17 protein-coding genes and 1 tRNA gene are annotated in these 19,977 nt (G+C 68.6%); 15 read left to right on the top strand and 3 right to left on the bottom strand.

The features are described from left to right. Position 1: 1 nt before the first annotated feature. A complete protein-coding gene (locus MHN80_RS11275) occupies positions 2–1,225 on the bottom strand; it encodes a thiolase family protein (protein ID WP_239401650.1) in 1,224 nt (407 codons plus the stop codon). Positions 1,226–1,373: 148 nt separating this feature from the next. On the opposite strand from MHN80_RS11275, the gene MHN80_RS11270 reads away from it, so the two are divergent. The 7 genes from MHN80_RS11270 to nrfD all read left to right on the top strand — a co-directional run bounded on the left by MHN80_RS11270 (position 1,374) and on the right by nrfD (position 10,746). Next, the gene (locus MHN80_RS11270; RefSeq protein WP_239401648.1) at positions 1,374–1,985 is read left to right on the top strand and encodes a TetR/AcrR family transcriptional regulator; all 612 of its coding nucleotides are present in this window, start codon (positions 1,374–1,376) and stop codon (positions 1,983–1,985) included. 91 nt (positions 1,986–2,076) lie between these two features. Next, complete coding sequence (gene paaZ, locus MHN80_RS11265; protein ID WP_239401646.1) at positions 2,077–4,116, top strand: phenylacetic acid degradation bifunctional protein PaaZ; 2,040 nt, start codon at positions 2,077–2,079, stop codon at positions 4,114–4,116. After that, positions 4,113–4,427, top strand: a complete 315-nt coding sequence (locus tag MHN80_RS11260; protein ID WP_239401644.1) for an EthD family reductase — start codon at positions 4,113–4,115, stop codon at positions 4,425–4,427. The genes paaZ and MHN80_RS11260 overlap by 4 nt, the downstream gene beginning before the upstream one ends. 56 nt (positions 4,428–4,483) lie before the next feature. After that, positions 4,484–4,885, top strand: coding sequence for a hydroxyphenylacetyl-CoA thioesterase PaaI (gene paaI, locus MHN80_RS11255; protein ID WP_239401775.1), 402 nt, complete (start codon positions 4,484–4,486; stop codon positions 4,883–4,885). Positions 4,886–5,308: 423 nt separating this feature from the next. Further along, a complete protein-coding gene (fdh, locus tag MHN80_RS11250) occupies positions 5,309–8,635 on the top strand; it encodes a formate dehydrogenase (protein ID WP_239401642.1) in 3,327 nt (1,108 codons plus the stop codon). After that, on the top strand, positions 8,636–9,637 hold the full coding sequence (locus MHN80_RS11245) for a 4Fe-4S dicluster domain-containing protein (RefSeq protein WP_239401640.1): 1,002 nt from the start codon (positions 8,636–8,638) through the stop codon (positions 9,635–9,637). After that, entirely contained in the window at positions 9,634–10,746 is a 1,113-nt protein-coding gene (nrfD, locus tag MHN80_RS11240) for an NrfD/PsrC family molybdoenzyme membrane anchor subunit (protein ID WP_239401638.1), read from the top strand. Before MHN80_RS11245 ends, nrfD begins: the two co-directional genes overlap by 4 nt. A 38-nt stretch (positions 10,747–10,784) precedes the next feature. Here nrfD and selD read toward each other — a convergent pair whose 3' ends face one another. Further along, positions 10,785–11,774, bottom strand: a complete 990-nt coding sequence (selD, locus tag MHN80_RS11235; protein WP_374206342.1) for a selenide, water dikinase SelD — start codon at positions 11,772–11,774, stop codon at positions 10,785–10,787. Between the two features lie 71 nt (positions 11,775–11,845). Here selD and MHN80_RS11230 point away from each other — a divergent pair, with 71 nt between their 5' ends. The 4 genes from MHN80_RS11230 (at position 11,846) to selB (ending at position 15,455) form a co-directional block, all read left to right on the top strand. After that, the gene (locus MHN80_RS11230; RefSeq protein ID WP_101819680.1) at positions 11,846–12,136 is read left to right on the top strand and encodes a hypothetical protein; all 291 of its coding nucleotides are present in this window, start codon (positions 11,846–11,848) and stop codon (positions 12,134–12,136) included. Between the two features lie 34 nt (positions 12,137–12,170). After that, positions 12,171–12,265 (top strand) — tRNA-Sec (locus MHN80_RS11225). A 41-nt stretch (positions 12,266–12,306) separates the two neighbouring features. Next, on the top strand, positions 12,307–13,623 hold the full coding sequence (gene selA, locus MHN80_RS11220; protein ID WP_239401634.1) for an L-seryl-tRNA(Sec) selenium transferase: 1,317 nt from the start codon (positions 12,307–12,309) through the stop codon (positions 13,621–13,623). Between the two features lie 38 nt (positions 13,624–13,661). After that, entirely contained in the window at positions 13,662–15,455 is a 1,794-nt protein-coding gene (gene selB, locus MHN80_RS11215; protein WP_239401632.1) for a selenocysteine-specific translation elongation factor, read from the top strand. 35 nt (positions 15,456–15,490) lie between these two features. Here the strand turns inward: selB and MHN80_RS11210 are convergent, their stop codons facing one another. Further along, a complete protein-coding gene (locus tag MHN80_RS11210; protein ID WP_239401630.1) occupies positions 15,491–16,114 on the bottom strand; it encodes a TetR family transcriptional regulator in 624 nt (207 codons plus the stop codon). Between the two features lie 131 nt (positions 16,115–16,245). Between MHN80_RS11210 and MHN80_RS11205 the strand changes: the two genes are divergently transcribed. The 4 genes from MHN80_RS11205 to MHN80_RS11190 all read left to right on the top strand — a co-directional run bounded on the left by MHN80_RS11205 (position 16,246) and on the right by MHN80_RS11190 (position 19,869). Further along, the gene (locus MHN80_RS11205; protein WP_004021919.1) at positions 16,246–17,073 is read left to right on the top strand and encodes a mycofactocin-coupled SDR family oxidoreductase; all 828 of its coding nucleotides are present in this window, start codon (positions 16,246–16,248) and stop codon (positions 17,071–17,073) included. Between the two features lie 13 nt (positions 17,074–17,086). Beyond that, the gene (locus MHN80_RS11200) at positions 17,087–17,941 is read left to right on the top strand and encodes a mycofactocin-coupled SDR family oxidoreductase (RefSeq protein ID WP_239401628.1); all 855 of its coding nucleotides are present in this window, start codon (positions 17,087–17,089) and stop codon (positions 17,939–17,941) included. 14 nt (positions 17,942–17,955) lie between these two features. Next, on the top strand, positions 17,956–18,888 hold the full coding sequence (locus tag MHN80_RS11195) for a MoxR family ATPase (RefSeq protein WP_239401626.1): 933 nt from the start codon (positions 17,956–17,958) through the stop codon (positions 18,886–18,888). A 105-nt stretch (positions 18,889–18,993) separates the two neighbouring features. Then, the gene (locus tag MHN80_RS11190) at positions 18,994–19,869 is read left to right on the top strand and encodes a VWA domain-containing protein (RefSeq protein WP_239401624.1); all 876 of its coding nucleotides are present in this window, start codon (positions 18,994–18,996) and stop codon (positions 19,867–19,869) included. Positions 19,870–19,977 lie beyond the last annotated feature (108 nt).

The raw sequence follows: 19,977 nt of genomic DNA, 5'->3' as shown, positions 1-19,977 counted from the left end.
TTCATACAGCCTCGATCAGCATCGAGACACCCTGTCCCACACCGACGCACAAGGTGGCGAGACCACGTCGGGCATTCTCCCGCTCCATCCGGCCGAGCAGAGTCAGCACGATGCGCGCGCCCGAGGCCCCGAGCGGATGCCCGAGTGCGATGGCGCCACCGTCACAGTTGACGATGGCCTCGTCGAGCTCCAGTTGCCGGATGACGCCGAGCGATTGAGCGGCGAACGCCTCGTTGAGCTCGACGGCGTCCAGGTCGTCGATGCCCCACCCAGCCCGCCCGAGGACCTTCTGGGTCGCCGGAACCGGGCCGAGGCCCATTACATTGGGCGCCACGCCGGCGGACGCGCTTCCCACGATCCGGGCCCGGACCCGCAACCCGTGTTCGCGGACGGCCGACTCGCTCGCGACGACCAGTGCAGCGGCACCGTCGGTCAGCGGGGACGAGCTCCCGGCCGTCACGATCCCCCCGTCGCGGAAGATGGCGGGCAGGCCGGCGAGCCGGTCCATCGTGGTGTCCGGGCGTGGGGTCTCATCGACCACGACGTCACCGCCGCGACGCCGCGGGACGGGCACGATCTCGGCGTCGAAGCGCCCCGCATCGAGAGCCGCCGCGGCGCGTTGCTGGCTGCGCAGTGCGAAGGCGTCGCTCTCCTCGCGGCTGATCCCCTCCAGCACGGCCACCTCCTCGGCGGTCTCGCCCATGGCGAGCGTGATCCGCCGGTGTTCCGGGGACGCCGGCACCGGGGCCGTCCGATCGTGTTCGGCGAATCGCGGATTGGTGAACCGCCACCCCAGCGCGGTGTCGGCGGTTTCGCCGGGCTTCGCCCACGCACGCGACGGCTTCGCAGTGACCCACGGCGCGCGGGTCATCGACTCGACGCCGCCGGCGACGACGATGTCGGCCTCGCCCGCGCGGATGGTGGTCGCCGCACTCGCAAGGGCGGTGAGACCGCTCGCGCACAGCCGGTTCACGGTGTAGCCCGGAACGGTATCGGGCAGCCCGGCCAGCAGCACAGCCATCCGTGCCACGTTGCGATTGTCCTCGCCGGCCTGATTGGCGGCGCCGAGTACGACCTCGTCCACCCGATCGGCGGGTACACCGGCTCGTCGTACCGCCTCGGCCACCACCAGGCCGGCCAGATCGTCGGCGCGCACCTCCGCCAGTGCACCGCCGTACCGGCCCTGTGGGGTCCGGGCACCGTCCACCAGATAGACCTCGGTCACTGCTCACTCCTCGTCTCGTCCGGCACGGCACACGGTCGCGTGGCGAGCGGACACCTCGACACAGTAACCAACCTTTCGGTCGGTATTCAAGACCCGCCCGCAGCCGTCCCTGCCGGCGTCGCCGCCGTCGGGTGCGAAGATGGATTCCATGACGACCGCACGCACCCCACGACGCACCGGGCGTCCCGGCCGCCCCGGATACGACCTCGACTCCCTGCTCGCAGTCGCGGTGAAGGTGTTCAACGACAAGGGATACGACGGCACGAGCATGGACGTGCTCGCCGAACGACTCGGGATCAGCAAGTCGTCGATCTACCACCATGTCTCCGGCAAACAGGAACTACTCGAACTCGCCCTCAACCGGGCACTGAACGCACTCTTCGCGGTCACCACCGAGTCCGGTGCCACCGAGGGCCCCTCGATCGATCGACTCGAATACCTGGTCCGACGCAGTGTCGACATCCTGGTGAGCGAACTGCCCTATGTCACGCTGCTCCTCCGAGTCCGCGGCAACTCCGCCGTCGAACGTCGCGCACTCGCCCGCAGACGCGAGTTCGACGAGTTCGTGTCCGGGCTGGTCGTCGCCGCGGCCGACGAGGGCGACCTCCGCGGGGACACCGACCCCCACCTGGTGGCTCGACTCCTCTTCGGCACGGTCAACTCCCTCATCGAGTGGTATCGGCCGCGGTCCGGCGGCTCGTCGGCCGAACTCGGCGACGCGCTGGTCGCGCTGACCTTCGACGGCCTCCGCCGACCCTGACCCAGGGGGGCCCCGCTTCTGGTCCTTGACATTGGGCCACTACCGCGGCGATGGTAATTACCGACCGAACGTACGGTGGGATGGAGTAGACGTGAGCAGACTATTGGAGAGCTACGCGGCAGGGCGTTGGTTCGTCGCGGAGGACACCGGCACGCCACTGATGAGCGCCGTGGACGGCAGCGAGGTCGCTCGCATCTCGTCCACCGGACTCGACGTGGCCGAGATGGTCGAGTACGCGCGCACGGTGGGCGGGCCCGCACTGCGGGCGTTGACCTTCCATGAGCGCGCCGCGCTCCTCAAACAGCTCGGACTGACGCTGATGGCAGGAAAGGACGAGTTCTACCGCCTCTCCGCGTCGACCGGTGCGACGGCCCGCGACTCCGCGGTCGACATCGACGGCGGCATCGGCACGGTGTTGAGTTATGCGAGCAAGGCACGTCGCGAATTGCCCAACGACACCGTGTATCTCGACGGCGCGGTCGAGCAGCTCGGCAAGAAGGGGACCTTTCTCGGCCAGCACATCTACACCCCACGCCACGGGGTGGCCGTACAGATCAATGCGTTCAACTTCCCGGTGTGGGGGTTCCTGGAGAAGCTCGCACCAGCCTTCATCGCCGGTGTGCCCTCGATCATCAAACCGGCGAGCCAGACTGCCTACCTGACCGAGCTCGTGGTCCGCCGGATCGTCGAGACCGGGATTCTGCCCGAGGGCTCGGTACAGCTCGTCTCGGGCAGCGCACGCGATCTGCTCGACCATCTGGGGGGCCAGGATTCCGTCGCGTTCACCGGATCCGCCGACACCGCGGCGCTGCTGCGGTCCCATCCGAGCGTCCTCGACGACGGTGTGCACTTCAACGCCGAAGCCGACTCCCTCAACGCATCGATCCTCGGCCCCGATGTCACCCCCGATGACCCGGAGTTCGAGCTCTTCGTCAAGCAGCTCGTCGCCGAGATGACGGTCAAGACCGGCCAGAAGTGCACCGCCATCCGCCGTGCCCTGGTTCCCAGGACACAGATGGACGCGGTGATCGAGGCGACGACTGCGCGACTGGCGAAGATCGTCGTCGGCAACCCCGACTCCGAGGCGGTACGGATGGGCGCGTTGGCCAGCCTCGAACAACGCGACGAAGTCCTCAGATCCGTTCGCGGACTGACCAAGTCGGCGCAGATCGTGTTCGGCGACCCGGATCGGGTCGAGGTCGTCGACGCCGACGCCGCCACCGGCGCCTTCCTGTCCCCCATTCTGTTGCGCGCCGATGACCGGGACGCGAACGAACCGCACGAGATCGAGGCCTTCGGACCGGTGTCGACGGTGATCGGATACGACGACACCGCCGACGCGATCGAGCTCGCCGCACGTGGCAAGGGCAGCCTCGTCGCCTCGGTGGTCACCAAGGACGCCGGGATCGCCCGTGAGATCGTGCTGGGACTCGCGCCCTACCACGGTCGGGTGCTCGTGCTCGACAGCGACGACGCCAAGGAATCGACGGGACACGGCTCCCCATTGCCGGTGCTCGTCCACGGCGGGCCCGGACGGGCGGGCGGTGGCGAGGAACTCGGCGGAATTCGCGGCGTCCTGCACCACATGCAGCGCACCGCCGTCCAGGGGTCACCCGAGGTCCTCACCGCGGTCGGCAACACGTGGTTCACCGGTGCACGACGCAACCACGATGGTGTTCATCCGTTCCGGAAGAGTCTGGCGGAGCTGCGGATCGGCGACACGATCGTCGGCGGACCGCGTCAGGTCACACGAGCCGACATCGATCACTTCGCCGAGTTCACCGGCGACACGTTCTACGCACACACCGATCCGGGTGCTGCAGCGGCCAATCCGCTGTTCGGGGGCATCGTCGCGCATGGATATCTCGTCGTGTCCCTCGCCGCAGGACTTTTCGTCGATCCGGCACCGGGACCCGTATTGGCCAACTTCGGAGTCGACGCCCTGCGGTTCCTCACGCCGGTCAAGGCCGAGGACAGCCTCACCGTGACCCTCACGGCGAAGAAGGTCACCCCCCGTCAGAGCGCCGACTACGGCGAGGTGCGGTGGGATGCGGTGGTGACCAACCAGAACGACGACCCGGTCGCGACCTACGACGTCCTGACCCTGGTCGCGAAGGAGCAATCAGCATGAGTCCCCGTATCTCGGTGTGCTACGGAAAACCCACCGACGAAGCAGCTTTCGACGATTACTACACCCGCGTGCACATGCCGCTGGCCAAGGCGGTTCCCGGGTTGACCCGCTTCACCTTCGGTAAGGTGTCGTCACTGGACGGCACCGAGCCTCCGTATTATGCCGTCGCCGGTCTGTACTTCGCGGACGCCGAGACGATGCAGACCGGGCTCAGGTCTCCCGAGATGCGCGCCGCAGGTGCGGATGTGCAGAACTTCGCCACTGGCGGCGCGACGATGTTCGTCGCCGACGAGCACGAGTTCGACTTGTGACCGCGCCCGCAGCCGAACGACCCGGCCGTCCGCGCGATCACGCGATCGCGCGGACGATGCTGGACGCCGACGCAGCATCGAAGGCCGTCGGCATCGAGTTGCTCGACCTGGCCGAGGGGCGCGCCCAGACCACCATGACCGTCACCGAGACCATGGTGAACGGTCACGGAATCACGCACGGCGGGTACGTGTTCCTGGTCGCTGACACCACCTTCGCGCTCGCCTGCAACAGTCGCGACGACCACGCGGCGGCCGCTCGCGCCGACATCCGGTACCTCCGACCGACCCACCTCGGAGATGTTCTGACGGCGACGGCGATCGAGCGGGCACGCTTCGGCCGCAACGGTATCTACGACGTCACGGTCACCGTCGACGACGAGGTCGTCGCCGAGTTCCGAGGCGACAGCCGCGTCATTCCGCCGCCGTCCGGACCGGAGAGCACCGAGCGTCGGACGTGACCCGCACGCCCTCCTGCACGAAGACGGCACCCGGACAGGTTCATGGGCGCCGTCTTCGGTGTCAGGAGGGTTCGTAGGACAGCGACGACCGGCGCGCGCGAGACTCCCACCCTGCTCTGCCTCGAGGGCCTCGCCCCAGCACTCTCATCGACGTGCGTCCGGACCACGACACCGATCAGGACCATCACTGCACTCGCCAGGAACGGAATGCGCCGTCCCCAGTCGAGCAGGTCGATCCGGCCACCTGCGAATCGGTGTGGTGGTAGACCCGGCCACGTCTTCCCGAAGCGCTCGACTATCGCCACCCACCGAGTTCAAGGCATCCCTGAACGCATCCCGTTCCTCGTCGATCTCGGTCGGTCCACCGCTCGCGACATCGGCTTCGCGCTGGCGCAGTGAGCGAAGAGGTCTAGACTCGAACCCGTGCCAGCCTTCAGCCCCCTCGAATGGCCGGTGTTACGCCAGCTGCGGTCGGGCGACGTCTTCGGACGCGGGCCGGCGGTCACGTCGGCGAAGACACGCGGCATCGAACCGCGCACCGCCACCGCGGACCGCGTGGTCCAGAGCGTGTGCCCGTTCTGCGCGGTCGGTTGCGGACAAAAGGTGTACGTGAAGGACAAGAAGGTCGTCCAGATCGAGGGCGATCCCGACTCACCGATCTCGCGCGGCCGCCTCTGCCCCAAGGGGGCGTCGAGCGAGCAGCTGGTCAACAACCCGATGCGGCAGACCGCGATCCGCTACCGCGCCCCGTATGCGACGGAGTGGCAAGACCTCGACCGCGACACCGCGATCGACATGATCGCCGACCGCTTCCTCGAAGCCAGGCGCCGCGGATGGCAGGACACCGACGACGAGGGTCGGCTGCTCCGGCGCACGATGGGCATCGCCTCGCTCGGTGGCGCCACCCTCGACAACGAAGAGAACTACCTGATCAAGAAGCTGTTCACCGCCGCGGGTGCGATCCAGATCGAGAACCAAGCACGTATATGACACTCCGCCACGGTCCCCGGTCTGGGGGCCTCGTTCGGACGCGGCGGCGCAACGCAATCACTGCAGGACATGGCCAACGCCGATTGCATCGTCCTCATGGGCGGCAACATGGCCGAGGCGCACCCGGTGGGTTTCCAGTGGGTGTCGGAGGCGAAAGCCAAGGGCGCAAGGGTCATCCATGTCGACCCGCGCTTCACCCGCACCTCCGCGGTGGCGGACAAGCACATCTCGATCCGGGCCGGTTCTGACGTCGTCCTGCTCGGCGCGCTGATCAACTACGCCATCACGCACGAGAAGTACTTCCGCGAGTACGTCGTCGCCTACACCAATGCGGCGACCCTGGTCTCGGAGGACTTCCGCGACACCGAGGACCTCGACGGCCTCTTCTCCGGGTTCGACGCCGAGACCGGCGAATACGACGCCTCCAGTTGGGCATACGAGGAACCGGCCGCCCCGTCCGACGACAGTGGCGGCGGCGAGGACGGCAAGGTCGAGTCGCCCGGACACCCCGACGACGGACCTCCCGTCAAGGACCGCGCCGTCGGCCACGAACACGGATCCGGCGGGCCGCCGCTCGAGCACGGTGCGACGGTGCGCGACGACTCGCTCGAACATCCGCGCAGCGTGTTCCAGATCGTCAAGCGCCACTATTCGCGCTACACCCCCGAGATGGTGCGCGACATGTGCGGGATCTCGGTACGCGACTTCGACTATCTCGCCCGGGCCGTCACCGACAACTCCGGACGCGAGCGCACCACCTGCTTCGGGTATGCGACCGGATGGACCCAGCACACCTTCGGTGCCCAGTTCATCCGTGCCGCATCGGTTCTGCAGCTCCTGCTCGGCAACATCGGTCGCCCGGGCGGCGGGATCATGGCGCTCCGCGGCCACGCGAGCATCCAAGGTTCCACGGACATCCCCACCCTGTTCAACCTGTTGCCCGGTTATCTACCGATGCCCTCGGCAGGCAAGCACGACAGCTTCGACGAGTACATCGACGCCATCACCTCGAAGGCCGAGAAGGGTTTCTGGGCCAACGCCGAGGACTACACCGTGAGTCTCCTCAAGGCGTGGTTCGGCGACGCCGCGACCGCCGAGAACGACTGGTGTTACGACCATCTGCCGCGGCTCACCGGCCCGGCGGGCACCTTCCAGACGACCGTCGACATGCTCGCCGACAAGGTCGACGGCTACTTCGTCCTCGGTCAGAACCCCGCAGTGGGTTCGGCCAACGGCCGCCAGGCGCGGATGGCGATGTCGCACCTCAAGTGGCTCGTCGTCCGCGATCTCAACATGATCGAGACGGCCACCTGGTGGAAGGACGGACCGGAGATCGAGTCCGGCGAGCTACGCACCGAAGACATCGCCACCGAGGTGTTCTTTCTGCCCGCGGCCACACACGTCGAGAAGGCCGGCTCGTTCACCCAGACCCAGCGCATGGTCCAGTGGCGTCACCAGGCCGTCGAGCCACCGGGCCAGTGCCAGAGCGAGATGGACTTCTTCTACGAGCTCGGACGGCGCATCCGCGAACGTCTCGCCGGGTCGACCGACGATCGCGACCGTCCGCTGCTCGACATCACCTGGGACTATCCCCTCGACCAGCACGGCAACCCCGATCCCGAAGCGGTGCTGTCGGAGATCAACGGCTACCACGTGACCGGCCCCGACGCAGGCAAGAACCTCACGTCCTACACCCAGATGCGACGCGACGGCTCGACCGCCGGCGGCTGCTGGATCTACACCGGCGTGTACCCGGGCTCCGACACCGACGGGCCGTCGAACTCCGCCGCCCGCCGGGTCCCGCAGGGCGGTGGCGTTGTCACCCAACACGAGTGGGGCTGGGTGTGGCCCGCGGATCGTCGAATCCTCTACAACCGCGCATCGGCCGACCCCGACGGCCGGCCGTGGAGCGAGCGCAAGCGGTATATGGAATGGGACGCCGACGCCGGTCGATGGGTCGGTCCCGACGTACCCGACTTCCCCGTCGACCTCGCACCCGGCGCCCGACCCGACCCCTCGGTCGGCGGCGTCGAAGCCCTGTGCGGCGACGATCCGTTCGTCATGCAGGCCGACGGCAAGGGCTGGCTCTACGCCCCGCGTGGATTGGTCGACGGCCCACTTCCGACGCACTACGAGCCGCAGGAATCGCCCGTGGTCAACACGCTGTATCCGCAACAGCAGTCGCCCGCGCGGGTCCTGTTCCCCCGCGCGGACAACCTCGACGCGCCGAGCGGCGATGTCCCGGGCTCCGAGGTGTATCCGTTCGTGTTCACCACGTACCGCCTCACCGAGCATCACACCGCCGGCGGCATGAGCCGGTGGTCGCCATACCTCTCGGAGCTGCAACCGGAGATGTTCTGCGAGATCTCCCCCGAACTGGCAGCCGAGCGCGGCCTGACCAACGAGGGCTGGGCGACGATCGTCTCGCCGCGCGGCGCGATCGAGGCACGCGTGCTGGTGACCGACCGCATGATGCCGCTGACCATCAACGGCCGGCAGGTACATCAGGTCGGTCTCCCCTACCACTGGGGCGTCGGTTCCGACGCGGTGGTCAGCGGTGACGCCGCGAACGACCTCATCGGGGTCACACTGGATCCGAACGTCCAGATCCAGGAATCCAAGGTCGGTTCGTGCGACGTCGTCGCCGGACGCCGACCGCAGGGTAGGGCACTGCTCGACCTGGTGCGCACCTACCAGGAGCGAGCCGGGGTCACGGTCGAGACAGACAATCAGCACATCACCGGGAAGGTGGACGAGTAGATGGGGCAACTGTCCGGACCCTCCGACCCCAGTGCCGACGCACACTGGGCCACGCACGAATCCCGGAAGGGGTTCTTCACCGACACGTCGATCTGCATCGGCTGCAAGGCCTGCGAGGTGGCCTGCAAGGAATGGAACTCCAACCCCCGCGACGGCGACCTGGCGCTGACCGGGATGTCGTACGACAACACCGTCGCACTCGGTGCGAGCACCTGGCGGCACGTCGCCTTCATCGAACAGAACTCCGACCGCATCGCCGAGGCCCGCGAATCCGGCCGCATGCTGGTCGGTCTCGGAATGCCCGCCATGCCCGAACCCGAGGGGTCCGGTGGTACTGATCAACCGGTCGGTACCACCCTCCCGGACACCCCCGAGTTCCGCTGGCTGATGTCGTCGGATGTGTGCAAGCACTGCACCCATGCGGGATGCCTCGACGTCTGCCCGACCGGCGCGCTGTTCCGCACCGAGTTCGGCACCGTGGTGATCCAGGACGACGTCTGCAACGGCTGCGGGACGTGCGTCGCGGGATGTCCGTTCGGCGTCGTCGAACGTCGCGCCGACGGCACCGCGGCGCCGACGACGCGTTCCGGCGAGCGCAAGGGTGAACAGCCCGAGGTGCCCAAACGCGGTGTCGCACAGAAGTGCACGCTCTGTTACGACCGCCTGGTCGACGACGAGACGCCCGCGTGTGCCAAGACCTGCCCGACCGCGTCGATCAAGTACGGCGACCACGACGACCTCGTCGACGACGCCCACGCCCGGGTGCGGGCGCTGCACGATCAAGGCATGACCGAGGCGCGGCTGTACGGTGCCAACCCGAATGACGGTGTGGGAGGCACGGGTTCGGTGTTCTTGCTGCTCGACGAACCGGAGGTCTACGGGCTGCCGCCAGACCCGCGGGTGTGCACCGCCGACCTGCCGGCCATGTACAGACGCGCCGGCATCGCCGCGGCCGGGATGCTCGCCGCAGCTGCACTCTCGTTCCTGCGCGGTGGCCGATGACCTCGTCGGAGTTCGATTCGTTCCGCCCGCCGGAGCCGCCCCGGCGGCGCGGGCGGGGGTTCGGTCGTGGCGGTCAACGCAAGCCACGCAAGAACTTCGGGCAGGGCGACGGCAACCGTGAGATGTCGATGGTGCCCGACGCCGAATTCACCTCGTACTACGGACATCCGGTGGTCAAACCGCCGCCCTGGGACGAGAAGGTCGCCGCCTACCTGTTCCTGGGCGGTGTCGCAGGCGGCTCCGGTGTGCTCGCCGCCGGCGCACAGCTCACGGGACGCGATGTGTTGCGCCGCAACGCCCGTCTCGGCGGACTGGGCGCGGTGGGTCTGGGCGCGATCGCACTCGTCGCCGATCTCGGCCGCCCCGACCGTTTTTACAACATGCTGCGGACGTTCAAGGTGACCTCGCCGATGAGCGTCGGCTCGTGGATCCTGTCGGCGTTCAGCGGCGCGCTCGGCGTGGCCGCGGTCGGCGAGATCGACCGGATGTCCGGGGCACGTCTCCCGCTGGGGCCGCTACGTCCGGTGCTTCGCGCCGTCGAGGCCCCGGCCGGGCTGGCGGCGGGTCTCGCGGGACCGCCGCTCGCGGTCTACACCGCGGTGCTGCTCTCCGACACCGCCGTGCCGACCTGGAACGCCATGCACCGCGACCTGCCGTTCGTGTTCGTCAGTTCGGCGAGCCTGGCGTCGAGCGGGCTGGCACTGGTCACCACGCCCACGCGCCAGGCGGCCCCGGCACGCACCCTGGCCGCCATCGGCGTGATCGGCGACCTCACCGCGATGCGACTCATGGAACGCCGGATGGACCCGGTGACGACCGAACCGATGCACGACGGCACCGCCGGAAAGCTGCTGCGGTGGAGTGAGCGGCTGGCCGTGGTCGGCGGCGTCGGCGCCCTCCTCAGCAGCCGGTCCCGGCCGCTGGCCGTCGCGTCGGGACTGGCGTTGCTCGCCGCATCGGCGTGCACACGTTTCGGCGTCTTCGATGCCGGGATCGAATCCGCGAAGAACCCGCGCTACACCATCGAACCGCAAAAACGGCGCCTCGCGGCCCGTCGCGCCGCCGGAATCACCGACGACTCGATCACCACCGGACCGCCCGCGCCCTGAGTGTGGGTAGCGCTTCTGCTCCGTGAGCGCCAGGAGCGTCAGCGCACCGTGATTCCGGAGCCGGCCACCGTCGCCCCGATCACCGGATAGCCCGGCACCTCACCGACCACGAGGAGCCCGCCCGATGTCTGGGCGTCGGCCAGGAACAGCATGTCGTCGTCGGTGATCCCGGCACCGAGGGTCAGGTGCGGCCGCACCCAGTCGAGGTTGCGGCGGGTTCCGCCGGACACGAACCCGTCCCGCAGGGCCTCGGCCGCGCCGCCCACCGCGGGTACCGCGCTGCGGTCGAGCACCGCGCCGACGCCGGAGGCTCGGCACAACTTGTGCAGGTGACCGAGCAGGCCGAATCCGGTGACGTCGGTCGCCGCGCGGGCACCGGCCGCGACCGCGGCCGTCGAAGCGTCGCGATTGAGCGTCGTCATCAGGGCGATCGCCTCGTCGAACACCTCGCCGGTCTGCTTGTGCCGGTTGTTCAGCAGGCCGACGCCGATCGGTTTGGTGAGGGTGATCGGCAGGCCCGCCTCGGCGGCGTCGTTGCGCAGCAGCCGGTCGGGGTGGGCGACACCGGTCACCGCCATGCCGTACTTGGGTTCCGGGTCGTCGATGGTGTGCCCGCCGATGACCGGGCAGCCCGCCGACGTCCCGACGTCGAGACCCCCGCGCAGCACCTCGGTCATCAACTCCATCGGCAGGACACCTCGCGGCCAGCCGACCAGGTTGATCGCGACGACGGGGGTACCGCCCATCGCGTAGATGTCGGACAGCGCGTTCGCGGCGGCGATGCGGCCCCAGTCGTAGGGATCGTCGACGACGGGGGTGAAGAAGTCGGCGGTGGAGAGCACCGCGAGGTCGTCACGGACGCGCACGGCCGCGGCGTCGTCCCCGGCGTCGAGCCCGACGATGACGTCGTCACCGACCTGGCCGGTCAGCCCGGCGACCGCCTGCTCGAGCTCGCCCGGCGGGATCTTGCACGCGCACCCGCCACCGTGGGCGTAGCCGGTGAGTCGGACGGGAGCATCATCATGCACAGTCACCGTGCCGAGGGTAGCCCTCACGCAATCAGACGTGTCCCCGACCGCGGATCGCTACCATCGGGCACATGAGGCAGGCAGACGGCGAGTACTACGTCACCGCAGACGAGTTACAGGCGTTCTGGGAGTCGGGTCACGACTACTGGTACATGCGGGAGGACGGTTCCACCGACCTGTATGGCGACGAACTCGACATCACCCACGGCTGGCCCATCTTCCTGATGAAGCGGGACGACGACTGGTTTGCGAAGTGGGACGGCGATTTTCGACGAGCGGTCGAGGATGATCTCAATCCGAAGCTGATCCGCCACTTCGAGGAGCTGATCACCCAGGGGAACTGGCCGCACCAGCAGGACTGACGGTTCTCGCCGTCGGATACGTTGGACAGCGCAGGGAGGCGTATGGGTCCTGGTGGGCTCCCCGGTCTTCAAAACCGGTGAGGTCGAGTATCTCGGTCTGGCGGGTTCGATTCCCGTCCGCCTCCGCCACCCACCGCCGGCTGAGCCGGTGACGAGCGAAGCGAGGAGCCGTGTCGAAGCCCCCCGTCGCCGACCCGCGTCGCCGCATTCCTCGCACCGATGCCCTGCTGTCGCTGCCCGCCGCGATCGACGCGCGAAAGCGGCTGGGCGACGGGACGGTTCGCGACACCATCCGTGCCGCCCAGGACGCCGCGCGGCGCGGTGAACTGCCGCCCGACGAGGTCGAGCAGGCGGTCGTCGACGCACTCTCCGGTCACCGCGCGTCCTCGGCACGCCCGGTGCTGAACGCCACCGGCGTCGTCGTGCACACCAATCTGGGTCGGGCGCCACTATCCCCCACCGCACTCGAAGCAGTGGTCGCAGCATCGGGCTATGTGGATGTGGAACTCGATCTCGGAACCGGGACGCGGTCGAAGCGCGGGGCGGCCACCCGCGCGGCGCTCGTGCGCGCGTGTCCCGCCGCCGGAGATGCGTTGATGGTCAACAACGGTGCCGCCGCGCTGGTGCTCGCGACGACCGCGCTGGCTGCCGGCCGGGCGGTGGTGATCAGCCGTGGCGAGATGATCGAGATCGGTGCCGGCTTCCGGCTCACCGAGCTGATCGCGTCGACCGGCGCACGGCTGCACGAGGTCGGTACGACCAACCGGACCCATGCACGCGATTACGCCGACGCCCTCGCCTCGGACGACGTCGGTGCCGTCCTCAAGGTCCACCCCAGCAATTTCCGCCTGGAGGGTTTCACCAGCGACACCTCGCTAGCCGAATTGCGCGACCTCGGCCGGGCGCACGACGTGCCCGTCGTCGCCGACATCGGCAGCGGCCTCCTGCGCCCAGACCCGCTGCTGCCCGACGAGCCGGACGCGACGACGACACTAAAATCCGGTGCCGATCTGGTGATCGCGAGCGGCGACAAGCTCCTGGGCGGACCGCAGGCCGGACTCCTCCTCGGTGATCCAACCCTCGTGCAGCGGTTGGCGAAACACCCTCTGGCGCGGGCGGTTCGCGCGGACAAGCTCGCACTCGCCGCCATGGAGGCCACCGTCGGCGGGCCACGGCCGCCGGTCTGGGAGTACCTCCATGCCGACTCCGAGAACCTTCGTGTACGCACTGAATCCCTGGCTGCTGCACTCGGTTTCCCGGTCGTCGCACACGACGGGCGGGTAGGTGGCGGTGGCGCACCCGGCGTGCCGCTACCCGGGTGGGCGGTGCGGCTCCCGGTCGCCGCGGCCGAACGCCTCCGCCTCGGCGATCCCGCCGTGCTGCCCCGCGTCCACGACGACGCATGTCTCGTCGACGTGCGGTGCGTCCCCGAGGCCGACGACCCGCGACTCCTCGCCGCGATCGTGCAGGCCCTGGACGAACTGTGATCCCCGAATCATGAAGTTCAGCGCATGAAGTACTGCTCATGAAATACGTGGTCGCCACCGCCGGACACGTGGACCACGGCAAGTCCACACTGGTGCGGGCTCTGACCGGCATCGAACCGGACCGGTGGGAGGAGGAACGACGCCGCGGCCTGACCATCGACCTCGGCTTCGCCTGGACGACACTGCCTTCCGGCGCCGATGTGGCTTTCGTCGACGTCCCCGGTCACGAGCGGTTCATCCCGAACATGTTGGCCGGCCTGGGACCTGCGCCGGTCGTCCTGTTCGTCGTGGCCGCCGACGAGGGGTGGCGTGCCCAGTCCGACGACCACCGCGACGCCATCGCCGCACTCGGCATCCAATCCGGGGTGCTCGTCATCACCCGCGCCGACCGGGCATCGGCTGATCGCATCCGCGAGGTGATCGACGAAGCGCGACACCGGCTGGGCGACACCGGTCTTGCCCATGTCCCCGCGGTGGTGGTGTCCGCAATCGACCACTCCGGCATCGACGAGTTGCGCACGACCCTCGATGATGTTCTCGCGCAGTCACCTTCGCCACCGTCCTCCGGTCGTGTGCGGTTCTGGGTCGACCGGGTGTTCACCCGCACCGGGGCCGGTACGGTCGTCACGGGCACCTTGGCGTCGGGAACGATCTCGGTCGGCGACACCCTGGAACTACATACTCCCCACGGCGGCCGCCGGGTCGATGTTCGCGGATTGCAAAGCGAGGGCACGACTCTCGCGACCGCCGGTCCGGTCAGCCGGGTCGCGGTCAACCTCCGCGGTGCGGGTGTCGACGACGTCGCGCGCGGTGACGCGCTCGTGACTCCGGGCGCCTGGCACGCGTCCGCCCTCATCGACCTACGACGCGCGAGCGGCACGCCGTTCGACGAGGCCCCCGAGCACCTGATCGCCCACATCGGCACGGCCGCGGTACCGGTGCGCGTGCGACCGCTCGACCCCGATCATGGCCGACTCACGCTCGCCCACGCTCTCCCGCTGTCGAACGGAGACCGGGTGGTACTGCGTGATCCCGGGCAGCGGATCGTCGGCGGCGGCGTCGTCCTGCACCCCGATCCGCCGCCACTGAATCGCCGGGGTGACGCCGCACGTCGAGCGGCAATCCTGGCGGCCGCGACCGACGGCGCGGGAGCTGCCGAGGAGGTCATGCGACGGGGCGCGGTGCGCGTCGCCGATCTCGCGCGACTCGGTCTCGTCGGCGACGCGGACTCCGCACCCCGGTCCGTCCGCGTGATCGACGGATGGTGGGTCGCCGAGGAGTCACTCGCGGCCTGGGCCGGACGACTACACACCTCCGTTCTCGAGCTGCACGAGCGGGACCCGTTGTCCGCGGGCATGTCCGCGGCGGGAGCGCCCGCACTGTTGGGTCTGCCGGACTCGGCGTTGCTGGACGCCGTCGTCGCCGAGGCGGGTCTCGCGTCATCCGATGGCCATCTGTCGGTGCCCGGCCACATCCCCTCCCTCGGCGACGCCGAGGACGCGGTCCGCGCCTTGGAGCGACGTCTCACCGACCAACCGTTTCGTGCTCCCGAGGCCGACGACCTCAGCACACTCGGACTGGGCGCCAAGGAACTGGCCGCAGCCGAGCACACGGGACGAGTGCTCCGGTTACGCGACGGGGTCGTGCTGTTGCCGGCCGCCCCAGCCATGGCGATGCGCATCCTCGCCTCGCTCGATCAACCGTTCACCACCAGTGCCGCCCGTCAGGCGCTGGGAACCACTCGGCGCGTGGTGATCCCGCTGCTCGAGTATCTCGACTCCCGCAGGTGGACCCGCCGCATCGACGCCGGGCACCGCGAGGTCGTGCGGTGAACTCGACGCGAGGCGGCTCGACGGACTCGTCCGAGTCAGCTGCCGGACGGCGGCCCCGGCACCATGAGGTCGAACATGCGCCGAAGACAGTGCCCGAGCTCGAGATCGTCTCGTCGGAGCCACATCTCGTGTGCAGCAGATGATCCGGCGATGACCGCGTACGCCACCGCGGTCGGGTACGCGTCGTCGCCACGACCGGCGGCACGCGTCCGGACGTGGTCGGCGATGACCGTCCGCCACTGCCGATAGACGACGTTCGCCTGCGCCTGCACTGCGGGCACGGTGAGAATGAGTTGCGCCCGATGACGCGCCCACCGCTCTTCGGCTCGTCCGTGATCGATCGCCGTGATGAACGCTTCGGTCACCGTCAGGTGGGGTGGCGTGTCGGTGGACGCCGCTGCGACGAGCCGGCGGAAGTGATCGAGTTCGGCCGCCGACTCGACCCACACCACGTCGGCCTTCGTCGGAAAGTAGCGAAAGAAGGTCCGGCGGCTGACTCCCGCCGCATCGGCGATGTCGCCCACACTCGTCTTCTCGAAGCCGCGCTCGAGGAACAATTCCTGTGCTCGTGCGGCGAGCTCATGCGCGCTGGTCGTGGCGGGACGGCCGCCCCGGTCGACGCGCACCTCCTCAGACCGTGCGGTTTCCATGCCCGCCATCGTGTCACCCCCGCCTGCCGCGGACGCCTGACACCGGAAAAGTCGGTTTTGGCACCGTTATGGCACGCTGTGACATATCGTCACCGGTGAGACGTGCATCACTCGTCGCACGTCGTGTCGAAGGGATCACCATGGGCAAACTCGAGGGCAAGGTCGCCTTCATCACCGGAGCCGCACGCGGTCAGGGACGCAGTCACGCGATACGCCTGGCCCAGGAGGGCGCGGACATCATCGCGGTCGATGTCTCCCAGCAGGTCGAGACCGTCCCCTACGACACCGCCCGCCCGGGCGACCTCGAGGAGACCGTGCGCGAGGTGGAGGCACTCGACCGCCGGATCATCGCCACCGAGGCCGACGTGCGTGACCTGTCCGCGCTGAAGCAGGCCGCCGACGACGGGGTGGCACAGCTCGGCCGCATCGACATCGTCCTCGCCAACGCCGGTATCAGCACCATGGCGCCCACTCTCGAGATGGACGAGACCATGTGGCAGACCATGATCGACATCAACCTGACCGGAGTGTGGAAGACCGTTCGCGCGGCGGCACCACACATCGTCGCCGGTGGGCGCGGCGGCTCGATCGTCCTGACCAGTTCACTCGCCGCGATGTGGGCCAACGAGAACATCGCGCACTACTCCGCGGCCAAGGCAGGACTGATCGGCATGATGCAGGTCCTCGCGAAAGAGTTGGCGCCGCAGAGTATTCGCGTGAACACGGTGCACCCGACCACGGTGGCGACCGAGATGATCCTCAACGACGCCACCTACAAACTCTTCCGTCCCGACATCGAGCAACCCACCCGGGCCGATTTCGAGGAAGCCGCCCGAGAATTGAACAGGCTGCCGGTGTCGATGGTTGAACCGGTCGACATCTCGAACGCGGTCCTCTACCTCGTCTCCGACGACGGTCGCTATGTCACCGGGACCACCCACGTCGTCGACGCCGGCGGACGACTGTAGAGGGGGCATCGACATGGGACTTCTCGACGGCAAGACCGTACTGATCACCGGCGGAGCCCGCGGCCAGGGTCGCGCGCACGCGCTCACCTCCGCCCGCGAGGGCGCGGACGTCATCCTGCTCGACATCACCCGGCAGCTCGACTCCGTCGAATATCCGCTGGCCACAGCCGATGACATGACCGAAACCGTGCGCCAGGTCGAAGCGCTCGACCGGCGGGCTCTGACCTTCGACGCCGACGTCCGCGATCAGACGCAACTCGACGACGCGGTGGCCGCGGGGATCACCGAGTTCGGCAAGATCGACGTCCTGATCGCCAACGCCGGCATCTGGACCCGCGCCCCGTTCTGGGAGATGTCCGAACAGATGTGGTCGGACATGATGGATGTCAACCTCACCGGGGTGTGGAAGTCCGCCAAAGCCGTTGCACCGCACATGATCGAGCGACAGAGCGGATCGATCGTCATCACCTCGTCGGTGAACGGACTCGAACCCGGCATGAACTACGCGCACTACGTGGCCACGAAACATGGCGTGATCGGGCTGATGAAGAACATCGCGCTGGAGCTCGCGCCGCACGGAATTCGCTGCAACTCCATCAATCCGGGCGCGATCCGTACCCCGATGACCGATCAGCAGGGCGCGTGGGACATGTTCGCCGGCCACGAGGGCGGCACCCCCGACGACCTGATCGAGGGCGGATATCACTTCCACGCACTCAAGGGGCACTCGTTCATGCCACCCGAGGTGATCGCGAACACCGCCCTGTATCTGAACTCGGACCTGGCAGCTTCTGTCACGGGCGTGACCATCCCGGTGGATGCCGGTCACCTTCTCCTCACCGGGGTCAACCAGGAACCGGTCAGGTGACCTCACTTCGGCCGATGGAAACACATGGCCTCGCGGCGATCCGGGCACGGATCGCCGCCGAGGTCGTCGGCCGCGATCGCGAACTCGACCTCGTCCTGGCCGCGGTGGCCGCAGGCCGGGACCTGATCCTGGAAGGCCCACCGGGAACATCCAAGAGCACACTGCTGCGCTCGATCACCGCCGACTGGGGCATCCCACTCGTCCTGGTGGAGGGCAATGCCGACCTGACTCCCGGACGCCTGGTGGGGCACCACAACCCGGCGCGGGTCTTGCGCGAGGACTACTCCCCCGACAACTTCGTCGACGGCCCGCTCATCGAGGCCATGCGCGCCGGCGGGTTCCTCTATGTCGAGGAGTTCAACCGCGCGCCGGAGGACACCATCGACACTCTGCTCACCGCGATGGCCGAGCGGACCATCACCGTCCCGCGCGTCGGCACCATCGCCGCCCAGCCAAGTTTTCGCATCGTGGCGTCGATGAATCCCTTCGACAATGTCGGCACCACGCGCCTGTCGACCTCGGTCTACGATCGCATGTGCCGGCTGGTCGTCGACTATCAGGACGACGCGGCGGAGCGCGAGATCGTCTCGCGCAGGACAGAATTGTCGTCGGCGAGAGTGGTCGCGGATGCCGTCACCGTCACCCGCGACACCCGTCGACACGACGCCGTCCGTCAGGGCAGCAGCGTACGCGGAGCGATCGACACCGCACTCCTCGCGCACCAGCTGTGCGAGATGCGCGGCATCGCCGTCCCGGTCGACGACGCGGTCGAACCGCCACGCGACCTGCCGTCGGCGTACACCGCCACCTTCCTCGACGCCATGCAGGTTGCCCTGTCCGGGCGGATCCATCTCGACGACGTCGCGTTCACCACCGCCGAACAGGTGCTCGGCGAGATCTGGCAGAACCACTTCCTACTGGCGCCGGCGGCGGCCGACCCGGGTTGAAGAGCGGTCGACGCCGATTCACCGCTCCGGCGCGATTCGGTCAGCACTCAACCCCGTCGACGGAAGCCACTGCGGCGCAGACCCAAACAGCTGTCGGAAAGCCCGATGCTGTTCGAGCCCGCGGGCCGCGGCGGCGCCGTCGTCCCGATCGGTCGACGTGGACGTGCCCGGGACGTGCCCCGCGGGACCTCGGGTGCGGTCGTCGCGGTCACCGATGACGCAGGTACCCGTGACGACGATTCCCCTGCAGCACAGACCGACCCGGTCGCGCGAGAGCGGGCGATCGGACTCGCCAGACGACTCCGACTCGCACGTCCCGTGGAGACACGGAACGCACGCCGCAGCGCCAACGGTGTACTCACGACCCAGCGTTGGCGGGGTGGCTCCGATGAGCTCGATCTCGACGCGACCCTCGAGGCACTCATCGGCAACCCGATTCCTGAGGACGACGACATCCGCGTGCGCGAGCGCGTCCGGCGCCGACGCTCCATCGTGCTGGCGGTCGACGTGTCCGGCTCCACCCGCGGCGAGCAGGTCCGCACCGCGGCCGCGACAGCCGGCGCACTCGCCGGTGAACTCGGTCGCGACGACCTCGCCGTCATCGCCTTCTGGTCCGACGCCGCGCTCATCGTCCCTCTCGGCCGACCGGTCACCACCGAACATCTCGTCGATGAACTCCTCGCACTGCCCGCACAGGGCCTGACCAACGTGGCCTTCCCGCTGCAGACCGCCCTCGACCAGTTGGCCGGCACACCTTCCGCCGACGCTCGCGTGATCCTGTTGAGCGACTGCGTCCACAACGCCGGACCCGACCCCCGGGACGCGGCCGGTCGGTTACCCCGCGTCGACGTGCTGCTCGACATCTCCGGTGAACACGACGCCGAACTCGCACAAGACCTGGCGCTCATCGGCCGGGGCCGGTGCCGGCCGATCCGGGACCACCACGACGTGGTGCCCGCCCTCCAGGCGATCTTCGCCTAGGCGGTGGCGGGCAACCGCCCCTACCACACGGCACCGACAGAATTTGATCACTCAGTTCCGTTGCACACCAACACTTTCGGCGTTGCCAGACGACCCAGGTCGTGTACA

The sequence above is a fragment of the Gordonia sp. McavH-238-E genome (assembly GCF_022348225.1).
GTDB lineage: Bacteria > Actinomycetota > Actinomycetes > Mycobacteriales > Mycobacteriaceae > Gordonia > Gordonia terrae.
This window is presented reverse-complemented; position numbering and strand designations above follow the sequence as displayed.